Origin of the sequence: Chitinimonas prasina (assembly GCF_030160395.1) — a bacterium.
GTDB classification, from domain to species: Bacteria; Pseudomonadota; Gammaproteobacteria; order Burkholderiales; family Chitinimonadaceae; genus Chitinimonas; species Chitinimonas prasina.
In genome coordinates, this window is the sequence record NZ_BSOG01000002.1 from 562828 (window position 1) to 580103 (window position 17276).

Sequence of the window (17276 nt, forward strand, 5' to 3'; positions counted from 1 at the left end):
TCATTCTAGGGAAGTCGCAGCGGCGTGGATTCCGGTATTGCGACATCTTCGTAATGGGTTCAGGCCCATTATGGGCTGCTGGGTGTATCTTGCGACTCACTCTTTACCGTACCGCGCTGCCTATCCTCGCGCGGGGTGGTATCAAAATGATTACGGTAGGCGCTGGAAAAATGCGGGCCGCTGGAAAAACCGCAACTCAGCCCTATCTGGATGATGGATTTGGCGGTTTGCCGCAGCATCTGGCGGGCGCGATTGAGCCGCAGTTCCAGGTAGTACTGCGATGGCACGCTGTCGAGGTGCTGCTTGAACAGCCGCTCCAGCTGCCGCCGCGAAACACAGACATGCTGGGCGATCTCATCCGTCGTCAGGGGCTCTTCCAGGTTGGCCTCCATCAGCATGACGGCCTGCACCAGCTTGGGCTGATTGCTGCCCACCCGGTTTTTCAACGGTATGCGCTGCCTATCATCACGGCCGCGAATACGCTCCAGCAGCAGGTTCTCTGCCACCGATGCCATCAGATCAGCACCGTGTTGCCGTGCGGCAAGGTGCAGAAACAGATCGACCACTGCCACGCCACCACCACAGGTGGCGCGATCACGGTCCACCTCGAACAAGGCTGTCGAGGCCACAACCTGCGGGTAGCGCTCAGAAAACACCTCCAGCAGCGACCAATGCAAGGTCGCCCTGCAGCCATTGAGCAAGCCCGCCGCTGCCAGCCAGAAAGCGCCTGCATGCCATGCCCCCAGCAGGCAGCGCTGCCGCCCAAGCTGGGCCAGACCGCTGACCACGGGGTCGGTCATGCTCAATGGCTTGGGCAGGTCGGATGCCGCCACGAACAGCACGGCAAGCGCCTGTGCCGGATCAAACACGGCGTCCACCACCTGCAGGCGGCCGTGTCGTGACATCACTGGATTGCCATCCTGCGACAACAGCCTGACCTGGTACAGCACACTACCGGTGAGGCGGTTGATCTCGCCACTGCAATCGAGCAGCAGGCCCAGCTCGCTGGCCGAGAAGCCGGGCAGCAGCAGCACACTCAATGTCTGCGTGGCGGGCTTTTCGGCATAGTCAAACATGAGGGGCTACTTGAGGCTGCCCGACAGGAACTGCTTGAGGCGCTCGCTGGTCGGGTTGACCAGCACCTCCTTGGGATTTCCCTGTTCTTCGATGCGCCCCTGGTGCAGGAAGATCACATGGTTGGAAACCTCACGGGCAAAGGCCATTTCATGTGTCACCACCACCATGGTGCGGCCTTCCTCTGCAAGCGACTTCATCACACGCAACACTTCACCCACCAGCTCGGGGTCGAGCGCCGAGGTGGGTTCATCAAACAGCATGACCTCAGGCTCGACGGCCAGCGCACGGGCTATGGCCACGCGCTGCTGCTGTCCGCCCGACATATGGGCTGGGTATTTGTCTTCAACATTCTTCAGGCCGACCTTGTCCAGGTATTTGCGTGCCCGCTCCACCGCCTCGGTTCGGCTGACCCCCAGCACATTGACAGGGGCCTCGATGATGTTCTGCAGCACCGTCATGTGGGCCCACAGATTGAAGTGCTGGAACACCATGGCCAGCTTGGCGCGCATCATCTGCAGTTGGCGTTCGTCGGCAGCCTTGAACATGCCATCCTTGGCCGTCACCAGCTTCATCTCCTCGCCTGCCACCGTGATCCGGCCGGCATGCGGCCGTTCCAGCATATTGATGCAACGCAGGAAGGTACTCTTGCCCGATCCGCTGGAGCCGATGATGCTGATCACGTCCCCGCCATGGGCTGTCAGCGACACGCCTTTCAGCACTTCGTGGCTGCCATAGCTTTTGTGCAGGTCTTCAACTTGAAGCTTGATACTCACGGTTGTCTCCGTCGCAGATGATCTGGGCTGGCGCGCTAGCTGCGCCGACCCTGGGTATGGGGGTTCAGGCGCTCAGCAGGTAGCCACTGCGGAAGGCCACCTTGCCGGCAACCTTGCACAGGTCCATGCCGGTGGTGGCATAGCGCACAATGCTGCGGGCGTAGAGGACACCGCTCACGGAGGCAGTCACCGAGGTCACCGTGTCGGTCAGCGGGTCAATGACGTCCACCACCACCTCTCCCGCCTCGATGTAGTCGCCAGTCTGGCGGTGGAAGGCCACTACACCCGCATGGGGCGCGTGCAAGGTCTCCGACCCCGCCAAGGGCGTTGCCTCACACAATGCAGTCGGCATGGCAGGCGGATCGCCAGCCACCACGCCACGATGCTGCAGGAAGGCGATCAGATTGTCCGCATCCTGACCCGCCACCGGGTGGTAAACATCGGTATTGCCACGCAGTTCCACCGTGGCCGAAAAACAGGCCTGTGGAATGGGGTAGCGGCCCGCATGGCGTTCCGCCAGTTGCCACCAGTGTCCACTGAGCGCCTCGTCAAATGAAGCGCCACCCGAGCCCTTGGCCAATAGCACGGCCTGCGCACCCAGATAACGACACAAGGGTTCGGCCTGCTCCAGGCAAGGCGTTTCGGTATACACATGCAACACGGCTTCGAAATCACAGTGCAGGTCCAGCACGACATCGGCGTCATAGGCCAGGCTGACCAGAATGTGGCGCAACGACTGCAACTCCGTTGCCGGCTTGATGCGGCCAAGAGCGTCGCCCATGGCGGCGCGTATGGCCCGCTTGTTGGCCTCGGCATCCGGACCCAGTCTGGCGACTATGCCTTCACCCAGCAAAGCCAGGAAATCCGGATAGTGGCGGTTGAAATTCTCGCTGCTGGCAAACTCGAACCGCCCCAATTGCCCATGCATGAGGGTCTGGTCCAGCCCGATCGGGTTGGCCACCGGCACCACCACCACTTCACCGCGCAGCTGCCCCTGTGATTCCAGCACCGCCAGGCGCTGCTTCAGGTGGTGAAGTACCAGCATGCCGGGCAATTCGTCGGCATGCAGGCTAGCCTGCAAGTACACCTTCTGCCCGGTGCCAGGCGTGCCGTAATGAAAGCTCAGCAGCTCACGGCGCGTGCCCACGCTGGGTGAAAGCAAGGCATGACGTCTGATTTCCATGGCTCAGGCCTTTCGCGGTTGCAGATAAGCCAGCCAACGGCGCTCTGCCAGCTTGAAGCACCAGACCAGGGTAAAAGTCAGCACCAGGTAGATAGCACCCGCCGTGATAAAGGCCTCAAACGGCAGATAGAAATCCGAATACACGCTGCGGGCAGCGCCCGTGATATCCATCAATGCCGGCACCGTACTGGCCAGCGAGGTGCCGTGCAGCATCATGATGACCTCATTGGAATACGCCGGCAGAGTACGGCGCAGCGCCGATGGCAGTACGATGCGCCACATCAGCTGCCGTCGGCTCATGCCCATGGCGCGGGCCGCCTCTATCTCGCCGTGGTTGGTGTCGCGGATGGCGCCCGCCAGCATCTCGGTGGTGTAGGCGCAGGTATTGAGGGTAAATGCCAGCACGCAGCAGAACAGCGCATCCTTGAACGGTATGAGCAGTGGCACCGTATCCCAATTGGACTGGACGAACTCCAGCTGCGCCACGCCGTAGTAGATCAGGTAGACCTGGATCAGCATGGGCGTGCCACGCATAACATAGGTGTACAGCCACACAGGGGTGGACAGCCACTTGTTGCGGGAGACCCGCATGATGGCCATGGGAATGGACAGCACGGCACCGATGGTGACCGAGATAAACAGCAGCTTGAGGCTGACCAGAATGCCTTGGCCGAACAGCTTGAGCGTAGCCGGCTCGAAAATGACTTCGAATTGCATCAGAACTCTCCCCGGCGTACGCCCATGGAGTAACGCTTATCCAGTTGCTTCAGTACGATCAGCGACACGGTTGTGATCGCCAGGTAGATGGCACCGGTGAACAGGAAGAACAGCATGGGCGCCAGTGGCGTCACATCACGGGCGGCCGAAGCGGCCTGCTTGGCCAGCATGGTCATGTCCGGCAGGCCGAGGATGGATACCAGCGCGGTGGCCTTGATCAACACCAGCCAGTTGTTGGTGAAGCTGGGCAGGGCCAGCCTGATCATCTGCGGCACGGTGATATGAAAAAACACCCGCGACTTGCTCATGCCGAAGGCGTAGCCTGCCTCCATCTGCCCCTTGGGTATGGCCATGATGGCGCCCCGAAAGGTCTCGGTCATGTAGGCGCCATAAATGAAGCCTATGGTAAGTACACCAGCGAGGAAGGGGTTGATCTCGATGTATTCCTCGTAACCTACCAGCTCCAGGCCCTTGTTCAGCAGTATCTGGCCGCCGTAGAAGATCAGCAGCATCAGCACCAGGTCGGGAATGCCGCGTATCACTGTGGAATAAATGCCTGCCAGCCAGTTCAGTGGCTTGCTCTGCGCCAACTTGGCCGTTGCGCCAAGCAGGCCCAATACCACGGCCACGGCCAGCGAGCCCAGTGCCACTTCCATCGTGAGCACCGAACCCTTGAGAATATTGACTATGTACTCTTCCATCGATTGATCTCTGTACCGCTTGCGGGAATGCGGCTTTGGGGGTGGGGCGTAACCAAGGGTATGCCTGTCGCGATGCTACGGCGAGCAAAACAACGTCAGGACAAACCCGTATGCGGGCGTGCCGCAAGAATCAAGGATAGGACGAGAGACGAAAACGGCGCAATCCCAACCTGGGAGCGGTAAAGCCCCCTTCTGATTGCGCCGTCCTTGCGATCAAACGCGTATGGGCTTAGCCGCCCCAGACTTCAAAGTTGAAGTACTTGTCGTTGATCTTCTTCCAGGTGCCGTTTGCACGGATATTCTTGATGCCCTTGTTCAAGGCATCGCGCAGATCGGTATCGCTCTTACGGATAGCGATGCCGGCGCCTTCACCGAAATACTTCTTGTCGTTCAGGATAGGACCAACAAAGCCCCAGCCTTTGCCATCAGCGGTCTTGAGGAAGCCTTCATACACTTCCACGCTGTCGGCCACGGTGCCATCCAGGCGACCGGACTTGATATCCAGGTAGACCTGATCCTGAGCCTCGTAGGGAACGATCACAGCACCGGAGGCTTCCAGTTCACCCTTGGCGTACTTCTCCTGGGTCGAACCCTTCAGCACGCCGATCTTCTTGCCCTTGAGTTCGGCCGGCACGTTCTTGATTGTGCCCAGCTTCACAACGATGCGCGAAGGCGTGTTGTAGTACTTGCCGGTGAAGTCCACGGCCTTCTTGCGGTCTTCAGTGATGGACATCGAGGAAATGATGGCGTCGTACTTCTTGGCGTTCAGGCCAGGAATCATGCCGTCCCAGGCTTGCTCAACGAACACGCACTTGGCCTTCATTTCGGCGCACAGTGCATTGGCAATATCCACATCGAAACCGGTGGGCTTGCCATCGGGCGTCTTGTAGGTGAAAGGCTTGTACGTAGCGTCGATTGCGACGCGAACTTCCTTCCATTCCTTGGCCGAAGCGGCCACGGACAGCGCCAGTGCGATCGCACCAAACAGCGCGGTTTTCTTCATTGCCTTACTCCTCGTTCTTGGATGAGTGTGGAAACCGGCGAAGCCAACATTGCGGCCTCGGAGAAACCGGAACCGGCGCTGATTGTAATCCGCCATTTGGACCTACACCATTGCTGGAATGCGACATCTTCGTACAGCAGTGCAAATACCCCTAAACAGGTGCAACAAAACGGTGCAAAAGGTAGTCTTAGCGCCCCAGTATTGCCCTGCGACGGGGCGCGGCTATAACAAAGTGTCGCATCCCCTAATACTGGTAATCGTCGCGTCGGCGCTACAATGTCGTCGCGCTTGCCAAGAATCCCTTGCAAGGGAGCGGCAATCAAACAAGCGATTGCTCAAAAAGCGCATCGCTCGCAGTCCAACAGGAGACAACCCAAGATGCAAACCTTCCACGCCAGCCTCTTAGCAGACATCCAGCGCCATGCCGATGCGCGAGAGGCCGGACCGGTCAACCTCACCTCGCTGATCCAGAACTACTACGCCGATACTGATGCCCATGATCTTGCCCGCCGCGATGCGCAGGACTGGTACGGTGCCGTGCTCGCCCACCTGAAACTGGCGGCCACGCGCAAGGCGGGCGAGGCGCAGGTACGCGTCTACAACCCCAGCTTTGACGACCACCGCTGGCAGACCAGCCACACCGTGATCGAACTGGTGAATGACGACAAGCCTTTCTTGGTCGATACAGTCAGCCTGGCGCTGAATCGCCTGGGCTACGGCATACACCTGATCATCCACCCTGTGCTCAAGGTCACGCGCAACAAGGCCGGCAAGCTGGACGAACTGGGCGCAGGCCAAGCTGAATCGTGGATACATCTGGAGATCGACCGTATCAGCGACAAGTCCAAGCTGGACGAGATCAAGGCTGAGCTGCTGAAGGTGTTGAGCCAGCTCAAGGACTGTGTGGAAGATTTTGACTGCATGGCCAAACGGCTCGCCGAAGTACACAGCGAGCTGACCAAGTGCAAGCCGGCAGTAGAAAAGGCCGAATGGCAAGAAGCCTTGTCCTACCTGGAATGGCTGCAGGATGACCATTTCGTCTTCCTGGGCTATCGCGATTACAACCTGACCGACAGCAAGGAAGGCGTGCAGCTGACTATCGTCAAGGGCTCTGGCCTGGGCCTGTTGCGCGGCGAGACCCGTGGCGCCCACTCGGCCAGTTTTGCCGCCCTGCCCGCCGATATCCGTGCGCTGGCACGTGACAAGACCCCGCTGCTGCTGACCAAGACCAACTCCCGCTCCACCGTGCATCGTGGCGCCTACCTCGACTGCGTCGGCCTCAAGCGCTATGACAGCAAGGGCAATGTCACCGGCGAGCGCCGCTTCCTGGGCCTGTACACGGCCAAGGCCTACAACACGCCACCGCACCAGATCCCGGTTCTGCGCCGCAAGATCGATGCCGTGATGGCCGCCAGCCAGGTTGCCGCCAGCAGCCACAAGGGCAAGACCTTGCTCAACGTACTGGAAACCTATCCGCGCGACGAATTGCTGGAGATCAGTGAATCGGCCCTGAGCGAAATCTCGCTGGGCATTGTCAGCCTGCAGGAGCGCAACCAGGTGCGCGCCTTCATACGCGAAGACCTTTATCGCCGCTATGTCTCGGCTCTGGTCTACCTGCCGCGGGACAACTACAACACCGATGTGCGGGTAAAGATGCAGCAACTGCTGCTGAACGCCTTCAACGGCACCTCGGCAGAATTCAACGTCATGCTGTCGGACTCGGTACTGGCCCGCATCCAGTTCATCGTCCGCACGCCAACGGGCTCCAGCCTGCCCGATTACGACCCGCGCGAGATCGAAGCCAATATCGCCCAGGCCACCCGCCGCTGGACCGACGACCTGCAGCTCAACCTCGCCAGCCATGCCGGCGAAGAGCGAGGCATGGCCTTGCATGCCAAGTACGCCCGCGCCTTTGCCGCGGCCTACTACGCCGACTACGACGCCCGTACCGCCGTCAGCGATATCGACAAGATTGAGCAGGCACTGGCAGGCAAGAGCCTGACCATGAAGCTGATGGATGCCAGCCTGGCCGATCCCACCCTGCATCGCTTCAAGATTTTCCGCGAAGACCCAATTGCGCTCAGCGACAGCCTGCCCGTACTGGAAAACATGGGCGTACGCGTGATAGAGGAACAGCCCTACACGCTGAAGTTCGCCGACGGCGGCCGCGCCTGGGTAACCGACATCGCCATCAAGCTGCCGATTTCCGGCCTGCTGGACGAAGACGAGACCCGCAATGCCTTCCAGCAGGGCTTTGCTGCCATCTTCGAAGGCCATGCCGAGAATGATCGCTTCAACAAGCTGATCCTGCTGGCTGGCCTTGGCTGGCGCGAAGTCGTGCTGCTGCGCGCCTACGCCAAGTACCTCAAGCAGATCGGCCTCAATTACAGCCTGGATCACATTGCAGAGCGCCTGGGGCATTTCCGTGAGATCGCCCGCGACCTGGCCACGCTGTTCCTGTCCTTGCACGATCCCAAGCAAAAGCAGGTCAAGCAGGTTGCTGCGCTCAGCGCCAAGATCAAGGAGGCCTTGGCCCAGGTGCCCAGCATCGACGACGAGCGCATTCTGTCTGGCTTCTTCCACACCATTTCCGCCACCTTGCGTACCAACTTCTTCCAGCCGGGCCCGGCGGGCGAGGTCAAGGACTACATCAGCTTCAAGTTCGAAAGCGCCAAGATCCCCAACATGCCGCAGCCTGTGCCGCTGTATGAGATCTTTGTTTATTCGCCACGCGTGGAAGGCATCCACCTGCGCTTCGGCAAGGTGGCCCGTGGCGGCCTGCGCTGGTCCGACCGCAAGGAAGATTTCCGCACCGAAGTGCTGGGCCTGGTCAAGGCACAGCAGGTCAAGAACACGGTTATCGTCCCGGTAGGCTCCAAGGGCGGCTTTGTGCTCAAGCAGGCACCGACCGAACGCGAGGCCTATCAGGCCGAGGGCGTCGCCTGCTACAAGACCTTTATCCGTGGTCTGCTGGATCTGACCGACAACCTGGTCGATGGCAAGGTCGTCCCACCCAAGGCCGTGCATCGCCTGGATGCTGATGATCCCTACCTGGTGGTCGCGGCAGACAAAGGCACGGCCACCTTCTCCGATATCGCCAATGGCGTATCGCAGGAATACGGCTTCTGGCTGGACGATGCCTTTGCCTCCGGCGGCTCGGTTGGCTACGACCACAAGAAGATGGGTATCACTGCCAAGGGCGCCTGGGAATCGGTCAAGCGCCATTTCCGTGAAATGGGCCACGACACCCAGAAGCAACCCTTCACCGTAGTCGGCATCGGTGACCTGATGGGCGACGTGTTCGGCAACGGTATGCTGCTGTCCGATCAGATCAAGCTGGTCGCCGCCTTCAACCACCTGCATATCTTCCTGGACCCCAATCCCGATACCGCCAAGAGCTTCAAGGAGCGTTCGCGCATGTTCGCCCTGCCCCGCTCCAGTTGGGAGGACTACGACAAGAAGACGCTGTCCAAGGGCGGTGGCATCTACTCGCGTAGCGCCAAGTCCATCCCGCTGTCGCCGGAAATCCGCAAGGTGCTCGACATCACCGACGAAGCACTGGCGCCTAACGACCTGATCCGCGCCATCCTCAAGGCACCGGTGGACCTGCTGTATAACGGCGGCATAGGTACCTACTTCAAGTCCAGCAGCCAGAGCCACGCCGAGGCCAGCGACCGCAGCAACGATGCACTACGCATAGACGGCCGTGAAATCCGTGCCCGTGTGATAGGTGAAGGCGGTAACCTCGGCTTTACCCAACTGGGGCGCGTGGAATATGCACTCAGCGGCGGCCATATCTGTACCGATGCCATCGACAATTCGGCCGGCGTGGATTGCTCTGACCACGAAGTCAATATCAAGATCTTGCTGGGCCGCCTGGTACAGGCAGGCGACATGACGCTGAAGCAGCGCAATGCCCTGCTGGCCGAGATGACGGACAATGTGGGTGAACTGGTACTGCGCGACAACTACCTGCAGACCGCTGCCATCAGCCTGGAACTGAAGCAGGCCAAGTCGCTGCTGAGCGTGCATGGCCGCTTCATGCAGTCGCTGGAGCGCGCAGGCCGGCTCAGCCGCCGTATCGAGTATCTCCCCAACGATGCACTGCTGGCCGAGCGCCAGGCTGCCGGCCAGGGCATGACCAGCCCGGAATTGGCCGTATTGCTGGCCTATGCCAAGCTGGGCCTGTTCGACCAGCTGCTGGCTTCGCCCCTGCCCGCCATGAAGGAATGGGACGAGCTGCTGTCGGGCTACTTCCCCACCAAGATGGCAGACAAGTTCAAGAAGCAGTTGCCCAGCCATCCGCTGCGCAGCGAGATCGTGGCCACCGTACTCACCAACGAGTGCGTCAACCGCATGGGTATCAGCTTTGTATTCCGGGTGGCCGAGGAAACCAATGCCACGCCCGCCGAAATCGTGCACGCCTGGAGCGTGGCCAGCCGCCTGATGCAGGCCGACAAGCTGTGGGCCGAGCTGGAGGCATTGGACAATACGGTGCCGACCACCACCCAATACGATCTGATGCTGGAAGTGCGCAAGCAGCTGGAACGCGTAGCTCGCTGGGTACTGCGTGTGCAACTGACCGAAGCCGATGCCGACAAGCGCTTGGTTCAGCTCACCGACGAAATCCCCACCCTGCTGCCCAAGCTGGACAAGTGGGTGGCCGACAAGGCCAATTTCGCCAGTGCCCGCGAACGGCTCAAGGCAGCTGGCGTCAAGGCTGAGCTGGCCGGCCGCGTGGTGTATTTGGATGCTGTCCTGGCCCTGCTGGACATCGCCCGCCTGGCCCGCGAAAGCAAGGCCAGCGTGGAGGATGTCGCCCAGGCCTATTTCAAGCTGGAAGGCGCACTGCAGATAGACTGGCTGCGCGAGGTGGTAGATGGCTTGCCACGCGACAACCGCTGGCAAACCCTGGCCCGCATGGCGCTGCGCGATGAGCTTTACCGCGAACACGCCGGCCTGACTGCACGGGTACTGGCAGGCACGGGCACGGTACAGAAGCGGGTGGATGCCTGGCTCAAGGCACGCGAAGTGGCGCTGGAGCACGTAGGCCGCATGTTCGAGGAATTGCGTGTCGCCACGCCGGACCTAGCCATGCTGTCCGCCGCCATGCGCGAGATACGCAATCGCCTGGCTGCCTAAACAGCGAAACAAGCAGGTCAATCAAGCCCCCCGGTAGTACCGGGGGGCTTTTTTTTACCAGCCGCGAGCCAGATCGCGCTTGATATCGTCGATATGCTCCAGCCCTACCGAGATACGTATCAGGCCTTGGGTAATGCCTGCCGCCGCCTTGACCTCGGGCGAGATACGGCCATGGGTCGTGGTATAGGGATGAGTGATGGTGGTCTTCACGTCGCCCAGGTTGGCCGTGCGGCTGAGCAGTTGCACGCTATCCACCAGGCGCCACGCGGCCTCCTGCCCACCCTTGACCTCGAACGAGACAATGCCACCGCCGCCAGACTGCTGCCGCTTGGCCAGCTCATGCTGCGGGTGCGAAGGCAAACCGGGGTAGTACACACGTTCGATGGCCGGTTGCGTCTCCAGCCACTGCGCCAGGGCCAGCGCGTTCTCGCAGTGGGCACGCATGCGCAGGCCCAGCGTTTCCAATCCCTTGACCAGCACCCAGGCATTGAAGGCACTCAAGGTGGGGCCGGCAGTGCGCAAGAACAGGTAGATAGGCTCGATCAAGGCCTTGCTCCCCACCACCGCACCGCCCAGCACCCGCCCCTGGCCATCAAGGTATTTGGTGGCGGAATGGATCACCAGATCGGCCCCCAAGGCAATGGGACGCTGCAAGGCCGGCGAGCAGAAGCAGTTATCTACCACCATGATGGCACCGTGCCGATGGGCAACAGCCGAAATGGCAGCAATGTCGGCAATCTCGGTCAGTGGGTTGGATGGGGTTTCCAGGAAGAAAAGCCTGGTCTCCGGCCGCACGGCGGCATCCCAGGCGGCAGGGTCGGTAGGCGGCACAAAGCTGCTGGTCACACCAAACTTGGCCAGCCAGTTGGAAAACAACTGAATGGTGGCGCCAAACATACCGCTGGACGCCAGGATATGATCTCCCGCCTTGAGGTGCCCCATGCATAGCGCCAGAATGGCCGACATACCGCTGGCCGTCGCCACCGCAGCCTCTGCCCCTTCCAATGCGGCCAGCCTGTCCTGGAAAAGCGTCACTGTCGGATTGGTAAAGCGCGAATAGATGAAACCCGGCTCGGCCCCGGTAAAGCGGGCTGCAGCCTGGGCGGCATTGTCGGCCACAAAGCTGGAAGTCAAATAGAGCGCCTCGGCATGTTCACCAAACTGGCTGCGCTCTTGCCCCGCGCGTATGGCCAGGGTTTCCAGCTGATAGTCGAAATCATCGGTCATGGTGCTTGGGCTCCTGATGTGATGGTTTTTTATCGCGCCATGGCTGTGCAAACAACAGGCACGGTTGATTAAAAGAGGTGACGACTGTCCGCCCTCGGTAGCACTAACCCACGGCCAGCTTGACGCCAAACAGGATGAAAACAGCGCCCAAAAGGCGGTTCACCCACAGGGCATAGTGCGGGGCCTCGTCCAGATGGCGCAGAATAAAACCGGCACCGACGATCAACATGGCCTGATAGATGCAGTTGAGGCCGATAAAGACAGCGCCCAGCACGGCAAAGGCCCAGATACTGGCGCCCGGCGGCACGAACTGGGGGAAAAACGCCATGAAGAAAACGACCGCCTTGGGGTTGAGCAAAGTCACCAGCAGGCTGCGACGAAATGGACTGCCCTGCCCCGGGCCACTGACGGCCAAGCCCTGCTCCTTGGACAGCAGGCTCTTGATACCCAGCCAAACCAAATAGGCACCGCCACCATACTTGAGCACGTTGAATGCCATGGGATTGGAGGCCAGCAGGGTAGCCGCCCCAATGGCAGCCGCCGCCAGCAGGATGGCATCACCGGTGCTGGTGCCTGCTAACGCGGCAAAGCCTGCCCGGCGCGAGGCGGTGGCTGATCCCAGTATGGCCAGGGTGCCAGGGCCAGGTGAGAGTATCAGCAGGGTGGAAGCCACCAGAAAAGCGGGGAAGTCGGTAATACCGAGCATAAAGACAGGCGTCCGTCGAACATGGCCGCACAGTGTAGCGCAGCCATCCGGCTTGGCCTCATGGCGCTTGCTTACTTCCTAATAGCCAATCCTGCCGTGGCAGTAGCTCATGCCAGTTTGATCTGGTCGTCCACCAGCCGCACCCGACCGCCATTCTTGTCTTCTACTATCTGTAGCAGTTTCTGCCCTATCTGCAGGTTCACCCCGCCATGTATGCGGCGTGGCGCATCGATGTAGGCGCCATCGGCCAGTTCCATCTGCTCGGCCAGTTGGGCCAGGCGCGCATCCATGGCCTTGATCTCGCCTTCGAAAATCTCCTTGGTATGCTCCGCCTTCTCACGCATCCCACCCACTGCTTTGGCTGGATTCTGCTCAAAGAAGGTCAGCAACTGCTTTAGCTTGGCGAGTTCTTCTATCTTGCGCTTGCGCTGTACTTCCACGCCGTTGCGTTCCGCATTCAGATAAGGGTTAAAACCTACCTGTACTACCGTTGGGACCCCCGAGGGCGACCCTATGACAGGTGACCGTACCAGCAGGTGGGCGCGTGCCCGCCCTCCTATCAGGCTGCCCTGATTGCTGCCTGGCTTGCCCACCATGATGCTTTCGCCCGCCGTTAGCTCACTCTGCCGTATACCGCCGTCAGCCTGTATGGCCTTGCCCGCCTCGATCACTGCATGCTCGATGAACTTGGCCTGTACCGTGCCATTACAATGGATACGGGCGGTTTCCGCTGGGCCATCTGCCCCCCCACTGGTGGATTCCGACTTACCGATGATTCCACCCTTGACCACGACATTGCCACCCGCGACGACCTCCGCCGCCTCTATGGTGCCACTCACGACCACATCACCCGCCACCCGCACGGTCATCCCCGCCTTGATATCCCCTTTGACCTGCAAGGTACCGTCGAAGGCAATGTTGCCAGTACTCAGATCCACATCCTGCACATCGACCAGTGGATTCACCGAAATCCCAGTCTCACCCAGCGAGGGCGCGCCCGCAATGGTAGCCAGCAACAGGTCGGGGTCATTCTCGTCGGGCATGGCTCCAGCCAACCCCTTGGCAAAAGCCGGGTCTGGTACGGGCTTGGCAGGTACCGGACGATCAAACACATCCACGCCATTCCTGCCTTGCACCGCAGGAGTACGGCGCATAAGTGGCGTTCCGGGGTCAACTACAACCAGGTTTCCCAGGTCACGATAATCGATCACATCCCCCTCTTCCGTCTCCAGCCTCTGGGTTTTGAGGCTGTCGAGCAGGCTTTCGAAGCGCGCAGGAATGCCTGACTCTGGCTCCTCTCCTTCGGCAATGACCAGATCCCTGCAATGGCCGGCAGCCATTGCCTCGGCCAGATCAGCCTCTTTGATGCCATGGGTGATATGACGCGCCCTGATAGCCTCGCGCACCTGCTCCGCCGTTACTGCCTTGCCACCACGTGGTGGCGTCACGGTCAGCCAGGCGCATAGCCGACTTGGCGAGATCATGATTTCGAAGGTTCCATCCTGTTGCGCGCCAAGGATAGCGTCCTGGGGTTCGGTCGCCTTGCCACAAGAGGACACGAAAGCAGCGATAGACTTTTCATCCAGCGCGCAGTCCGCCCAGCCGGACGCCTCCAGTGCTGCCAAGATTGATGGCTTGGTCGGCGGAGCGACGCCCTCGCCAGGCACGAAGTGCGCGCACAAGTTATGGCTTGCTGCGTCCAGGTTGATCGTCAACCCTGTTCCCGTTTCGCTCATATCCCTGCCTCTCGTATGTCGCCTGCCTACCCCTGCTAAGCCTACAGGACGAACTTATATTAATTACATCATAGACCGCTTATGTATCTGCTGCTTCAACCTCTTATCGACACAAATTCAAGTGACTTCAACTCCCTTTGACAAGATAGACACCTAGTCTGTCGGGACTGATCGGTATAATGGCGGGTTACGCGCCTTCATAGATAAGTCTCATGCCTGTCCTGATAGTAGAGAATGCCTGCCTTGCCTTTGGCCATGTGGCCTTGTTGGATCATGCCGATTTCGTACTGGAACCCGGTGAACGCGTCGGGCTGATCGGCCGCAACGGCGCAGGCAAGTCGTCTCTGCTCAAGGCAGTGGCAGGTACGGCCAAGCTCGATGACGGCTACATTCGCATCGCCAATGAATCCCGCGTGGCCTATGTGCCGCAGGAACCGCCTTTCGACCCCGACACCACGGTTTTCGAGGCCGTCGCAGCGGGCCTGGGCGAGGTCAAGCAGTTACTGACCGATTACCACGCTGCTGCCATAGCCGCGGAGCACGACCCCGCCGCGCTGGATCGCATGATGGCGCTGCAGCACGATCTGGAGGCACGCGATGGCTGGCGGCTGGATAGCCTGGTTTCCAGTACCCTGAGCAACCTGGGACTGCCTGCCGAAAAAAAGGTTGGCGAACTATCTGGTGGCTGGAAGAAGCGCGTGGCGCTGGCCCGCGCCCTGGTCTCCGAGCCGGAGCTGCTGCTGCTGGACGAACCCACCAACCACCTGGACCTGTCCGCCATCGAATGGCTGGAAGGCCTGATACGCAATTTTGCCGGCGCTGTGCTGCTGATCACCCACGATCGGCGTTTTCTGGACAATGTCGCCACCCGCATCATTGAACTGGACCGCGGCCATATCAATAGCTTCCCCGGTAATTTCAGCACCTACCAGGCCCGCAAGGCTGACATGCTGGCCCAGGAGGCCACCGAGAATCGCAAGTTCGACAAGTTCCTGGCCCAGGAAGAAGTCTGGATACGCAAAGGCGTGGAGGCACGCCGCACCCGCAATGAAGGCCGGGTGCGCAGGCTGGAACAGCTGCGGCGCGACCGTGCGGCACGGCGCGACCGGGTAGGCAATGTGCAGTTTGCCCTTGATGCCGGTGAGCGTTCGGGCAAGCTGGTGGCCGAGCTGGAGCACGTCAGCAAGGGCTACGACGGGCGCACGCTGGTTCGTGACTTCACCACCCGCATATTGCGTGGCGACAAGATAGGCCTGATCGGCCCCAATGGCGCCGGCAAGACCACCCTGCTCAAGCTCATACTGGGCGAGCTGGCACCAGACAGCGGCGAGGTTCGCCAGGGCACCAAGCAGGAAATCGCCTACTTCGATCAGTTCCGTACCGCTCTGCCTGAAGACACACCCATCTGCGATGTTATCAGCCCAGGTAGCGACTTCGTCCAGATCGGCAACGAGAAGAAACACGTCATCAGCTATCTGGAAGACTTTCTTTTTGCCCCCGAACGTGCACGCAGCCCGGTAAAGTCATTGAGCGGCGGCGAACGTGCCCGCCTGCTGCTGGCCCGACTGTTCACCCAGCCTGCCAATATCCTGGTACTGGACGAACCCACCAACGATCTGGACATCGACACACTGGAGCTGCTGGAGGAGCTGCTGGCCAATTACAGCGGCACCGTGTTCCTGGTCAGCCACGATCGGACCTTCCTCGACAACGTGGTCACGCAGGTAATTGCTTTTGAGGGCGACGGCAAACTGATAGAAAACCCCGGCGGGTTTGACGACTGGATGGCGACCAAGGCTCGCATGCAGGCTGCTGCCAAGAACCCACCAGCCAAGCCCGAGGAAAAACCGGTCGCCGAGAAACCGGGAGCCGCTGCAGCACCGGCCCGCGCTGCACGCGCCGCCAAGATGAGTTACAACGAAACCCGCGAACTGGAACGCTTGCCAGCAGAGATTGAAGCGCTGGAAACCGAGCAGGCTAAGCTGCAGGAGCAGTTGCTGGACCCCAATATCTACCGTAATGCCCCCACCGATGCCGCCGCCTGGCAGGCACGTATCGACGAGATCGACATGCTGGTCCTCAGCAAGATGGAGCGCTGGGAAGCCCTGGAAAAGAAGCAGTTGGGCGATAGCTGAACGACGGCCAGGCGGGAGGCACAAGCTGCATTGCCGCCTGCTATTGCGTTATGCCGTGCCGCTTAAGTATGCGTTCATACTCACCGGTACGGCGTATCTCGGCCAGGCCCCGGTTGAACGCAAGCAGGCGTTGCTCATAGCCCGGCTTGCTACGTGACAAAGCCACATAGAGTGGCATGGTAGCGATGGGCGGCTCGCGCCACTCCAGCCTGCCGTCCGCCTCGGGTATACGGTTGCGTATCAGGTGTTCCGCCAGCGCCTTGTCCACCAAGGCCAGGTCCACCCTCCCGCCCAGCAGTTTCTTCAAGTTGGTTTCATCGTCCACCGCCTCGTCCACCGTCAGGTTGGCAGCCTCGAACTCGGGCGGATTGGCATATCCCCTCACCACGCCTATCTTGCGCCCCCTCAGCGTGGATAGGTGCTGAGTATCAGCAGGCTCGCCCACCCTTCCCATGAAGCCAATGCGGTTAAGCCAGAGTGGGTCGGTGAAGGCGAGGAACTTATTGCGCTCGCTCTGAAACCAAACTGCCAGGATGGCATCGTGCTTGCCAGCCTTGATCTCGGCCAGCGCTCGGGCCCAAGGTTTGAACACCACTTCGGTTTCATACCCTCCCGCATTAAAAGCAGCTTGTGCCAAGGCTGTAAAAACCCCTTGCTCAGGCAGGTCAGCTGCACAATAGGGGGGATAGTCGGTCGTAATCAGTTGCAGCCGCGTCCCCGCCCAAGTTGGCGCAAGCCATAGCCCGCTCAGCAGTAACAGTAGTGGCAACAGGCCAGATAACTTAAGCATGGCTATAGGTTAGTGCAGCCAGCCATCTCCGTCAGCCACCTTTTGACCCTGCCTGCATCCGGGCTTGGCGTTTAGGCTTAGCCTGG

The 17276-nt window shown here is 60.4% G+C and carries 12 protein-coding genes; 2 read left to right on the plus strand and 10 right to left on the minus strand.

Features of this window, described 5'->3' with window-relative positions; genetic code table 11:
- Nucleotides 1–68: 68 nt before the first annotated feature.
- The 6 genes from QQK16_RS09630 to QQK16_RS09655 form a co-directional block, all read right to left on the minus strand.
- Nucleotides 69–1076, minus strand: a complete 1008-nt coding sequence (locus QQK16_RS09630) for a GlxA family transcriptional regulator (RefSeq protein WP_284196242.1) — start codon at nt 1074–1076, stop codon at nt 69–71.
- 6 nt (nt 1077–1082) lie between these two features.
- Nucleotides 1083–1850, minus strand: a complete 768-nt coding sequence (locus tag QQK16_RS09635; protein ID WP_284196243.1) for an ABC transporter ATP-binding protein — start codon at nt 1848–1850, stop codon at nt 1083–1085.
- Nucleotides 1851–1914: 64 nt separating this feature from the next.
- Complete coding sequence (locus QQK16_RS09640; protein WP_284196244.1) at nt 1915–3033, minus strand: succinylglutamate desuccinylase/aspartoacylase family protein; 1119 nt, start codon at nt 3031–3033, stop codon at nt 1915–1917.
- 3 nt (nt 3034–3036) lie between these two features.
- A complete protein-coding gene (locus QQK16_RS09645; RefSeq protein ID WP_284196245.1) occupies nt 3037–3750 on the minus strand; it encodes an ABC transporter permease in 714 nt (237 codons plus the stop codon).
- On the minus strand, nt 3750–4451 hold the full coding sequence (locus QQK16_RS09650) for an ABC transporter permease (protein WP_284196246.1): 702 nt from the start codon (nt 4449–4451) through the stop codon (nt 3750–3752). The genes QQK16_RS09645 and QQK16_RS09650 overlap by 1 nt, the downstream gene beginning before the upstream one ends.
- A 229-nt stretch (nt 4452–4680) precedes the next feature.
- A complete protein-coding gene (locus QQK16_RS09655; RefSeq protein WP_284196247.1) occupies nt 4681–5454 on the minus strand; it encodes an ABC transporter substrate-binding protein in 774 nt (257 codons plus the stop codon).
- A gap of 378 nt (nt 5455–5832) precedes the next feature.
- Here QQK16_RS09655 and QQK16_RS09660 point away from each other — a divergent pair, with 378 nt between their 5' ends.
- Nucleotides 5833–10596 carry an NAD-glutamate dehydrogenase gene (locus QQK16_RS09660; RefSeq protein ID WP_284196248.1) on the plus strand — a complete coding sequence of 1588 codons (4764 nt, stop codon included), beginning with the start codon at nt 5833–5835 and terminating at the stop codon, nt 10594–10596.
- 54 nt (nt 10597–10650) lie between these two features.
- On the opposite strand, the gene QQK16_RS09665 is transcribed toward QQK16_RS09660, so the two are convergent.
- The 3 genes from QQK16_RS09665 to QQK16_RS09675 form a co-directional block, all read right to left on the minus strand.
- The gene (locus QQK16_RS09665; RefSeq protein WP_284196249.1) at nt 10651–11823 is read right to left on the minus strand and encodes an O-succinylhomoserine sulfhydrylase; all 1173 of its coding nucleotides are present in this window, start codon (nt 11821–11823) and stop codon (nt 10651–10653) included.
- 103 nt (nt 11824–11926) lie between these two features.
- Entirely contained in the window at nt 11927–12529 is a 603-nt protein-coding gene (locus tag QQK16_RS09670) for a LysE family translocator (protein ID WP_284196250.1), read from the minus strand.
- Between the two features lie 107 nt (nt 12530–12636).
- On the minus strand, nt 12637–14265 hold the full coding sequence (locus QQK16_RS09675) for a DUF342 domain-containing protein (RefSeq protein WP_284196251.1): 1629 nt from the start codon (nt 14263–14265) through the stop codon (nt 12637–12639).
- Nucleotides 14266–14477: 212 nt separating this feature from the next.
- Between QQK16_RS09675 and QQK16_RS09680 the strand changes: the two genes are divergently transcribed.
- Entirely contained in the window at nt 14478–16400 is a 1923-nt protein-coding gene (locus QQK16_RS09680) for an ATP-binding cassette domain-containing protein (protein ID WP_284196252.1), read from the plus strand.
- Nucleotides 16401–16440: 40 nt separating this feature from the next.
- On the opposite strand, the gene QQK16_RS09685 is transcribed toward QQK16_RS09680, so the two are convergent.
- On the minus strand, nt 16441–17190 hold the full coding sequence (locus QQK16_RS09685) for a substrate-binding periplasmic protein (RefSeq protein ID WP_284196253.1): 750 nt from the start codon (nt 17188–17190) through the stop codon (nt 16441–16443).
- Nucleotides 17191–17276: the final 86 nt, after the last annotated feature.

Excerpts from the sequence above, each read along its gene's own strand:
- QQK16_RS09630 (WP_284196242.1), bottom strand. The coding sequence starts at position 1,076 with ATGTTTGACTATGCCGAAAAGCCCGCCACGCAGACATTGAGTGTGCTG.
- QQK16_RS09640 (WP_284196244.1), bottom strand. The coding sequence starts at position 3,033 with ATGGAAATCAGACGTCATGCCTTGCTTTCACCCAGCGTGGGCACGCGC.
- QQK16_RS09645 (WP_284196245.1), bottom strand. The coding sequence starts at position 3,750 with ATGCAATTCGAAGTCATTTTCGAGCCGGCTACGCTCAAGCTGTTCGGC.
- QQK16_RS09650 (WP_284196246.1), bottom strand. The coding sequence starts at position 4,451 with ATGGAAGAGTACATAGTCAATATTCTCAAGGGTTCGGTGCTCACGATG.
- QQK16_RS09655 (WP_284196247.1), bottom strand. The coding sequence starts at position 5,454 with ATGAAGAAAACCGCGCTGTTTGGTGCGATCGCACTGGCGCTGTCCGTG.
- QQK16_RS09660 (WP_284196248.1), top strand. The coding sequence starts at position 5,833 with ATGCAAACCTTCCACGCCAGCCTCTTAGCAGACATCCAGCGCCATGCC.
- QQK16_RS09665 (WP_284196249.1), bottom strand. The coding sequence starts at position 11,823 with ATGACCGATGATTTCGACTATCAGCTGGAAACCCTGGCCATACGCGCG.
- QQK16_RS09670 (WP_284196250.1), bottom strand. The coding sequence starts at position 12,529 with ATGCTCGGTATTACCGACTTCCCCGCTTTTCTGGTGGCTTCCACCCTG.
- QQK16_RS09675 (WP_284196251.1), bottom strand. The coding sequence starts at position 14,265 with ATGAGCGAAACGGGAACAGGGTTGACGATCAACCTGGACGCAGCAAGC.
- QQK16_RS09680 (WP_284196252.1), top strand. The coding sequence starts at position 14,478 with ATGCCTGTCCTGATAGTAGAGAATGCCTGCCTTGCCTTTGGCCATGTG.
- QQK16_RS09685 (WP_284196253.1), bottom strand. The coding sequence starts at position 17,190 with ATGCTTAAGTTATCTGGCCTGTTGCCACTACTGTTACTGCTGAGCGGG.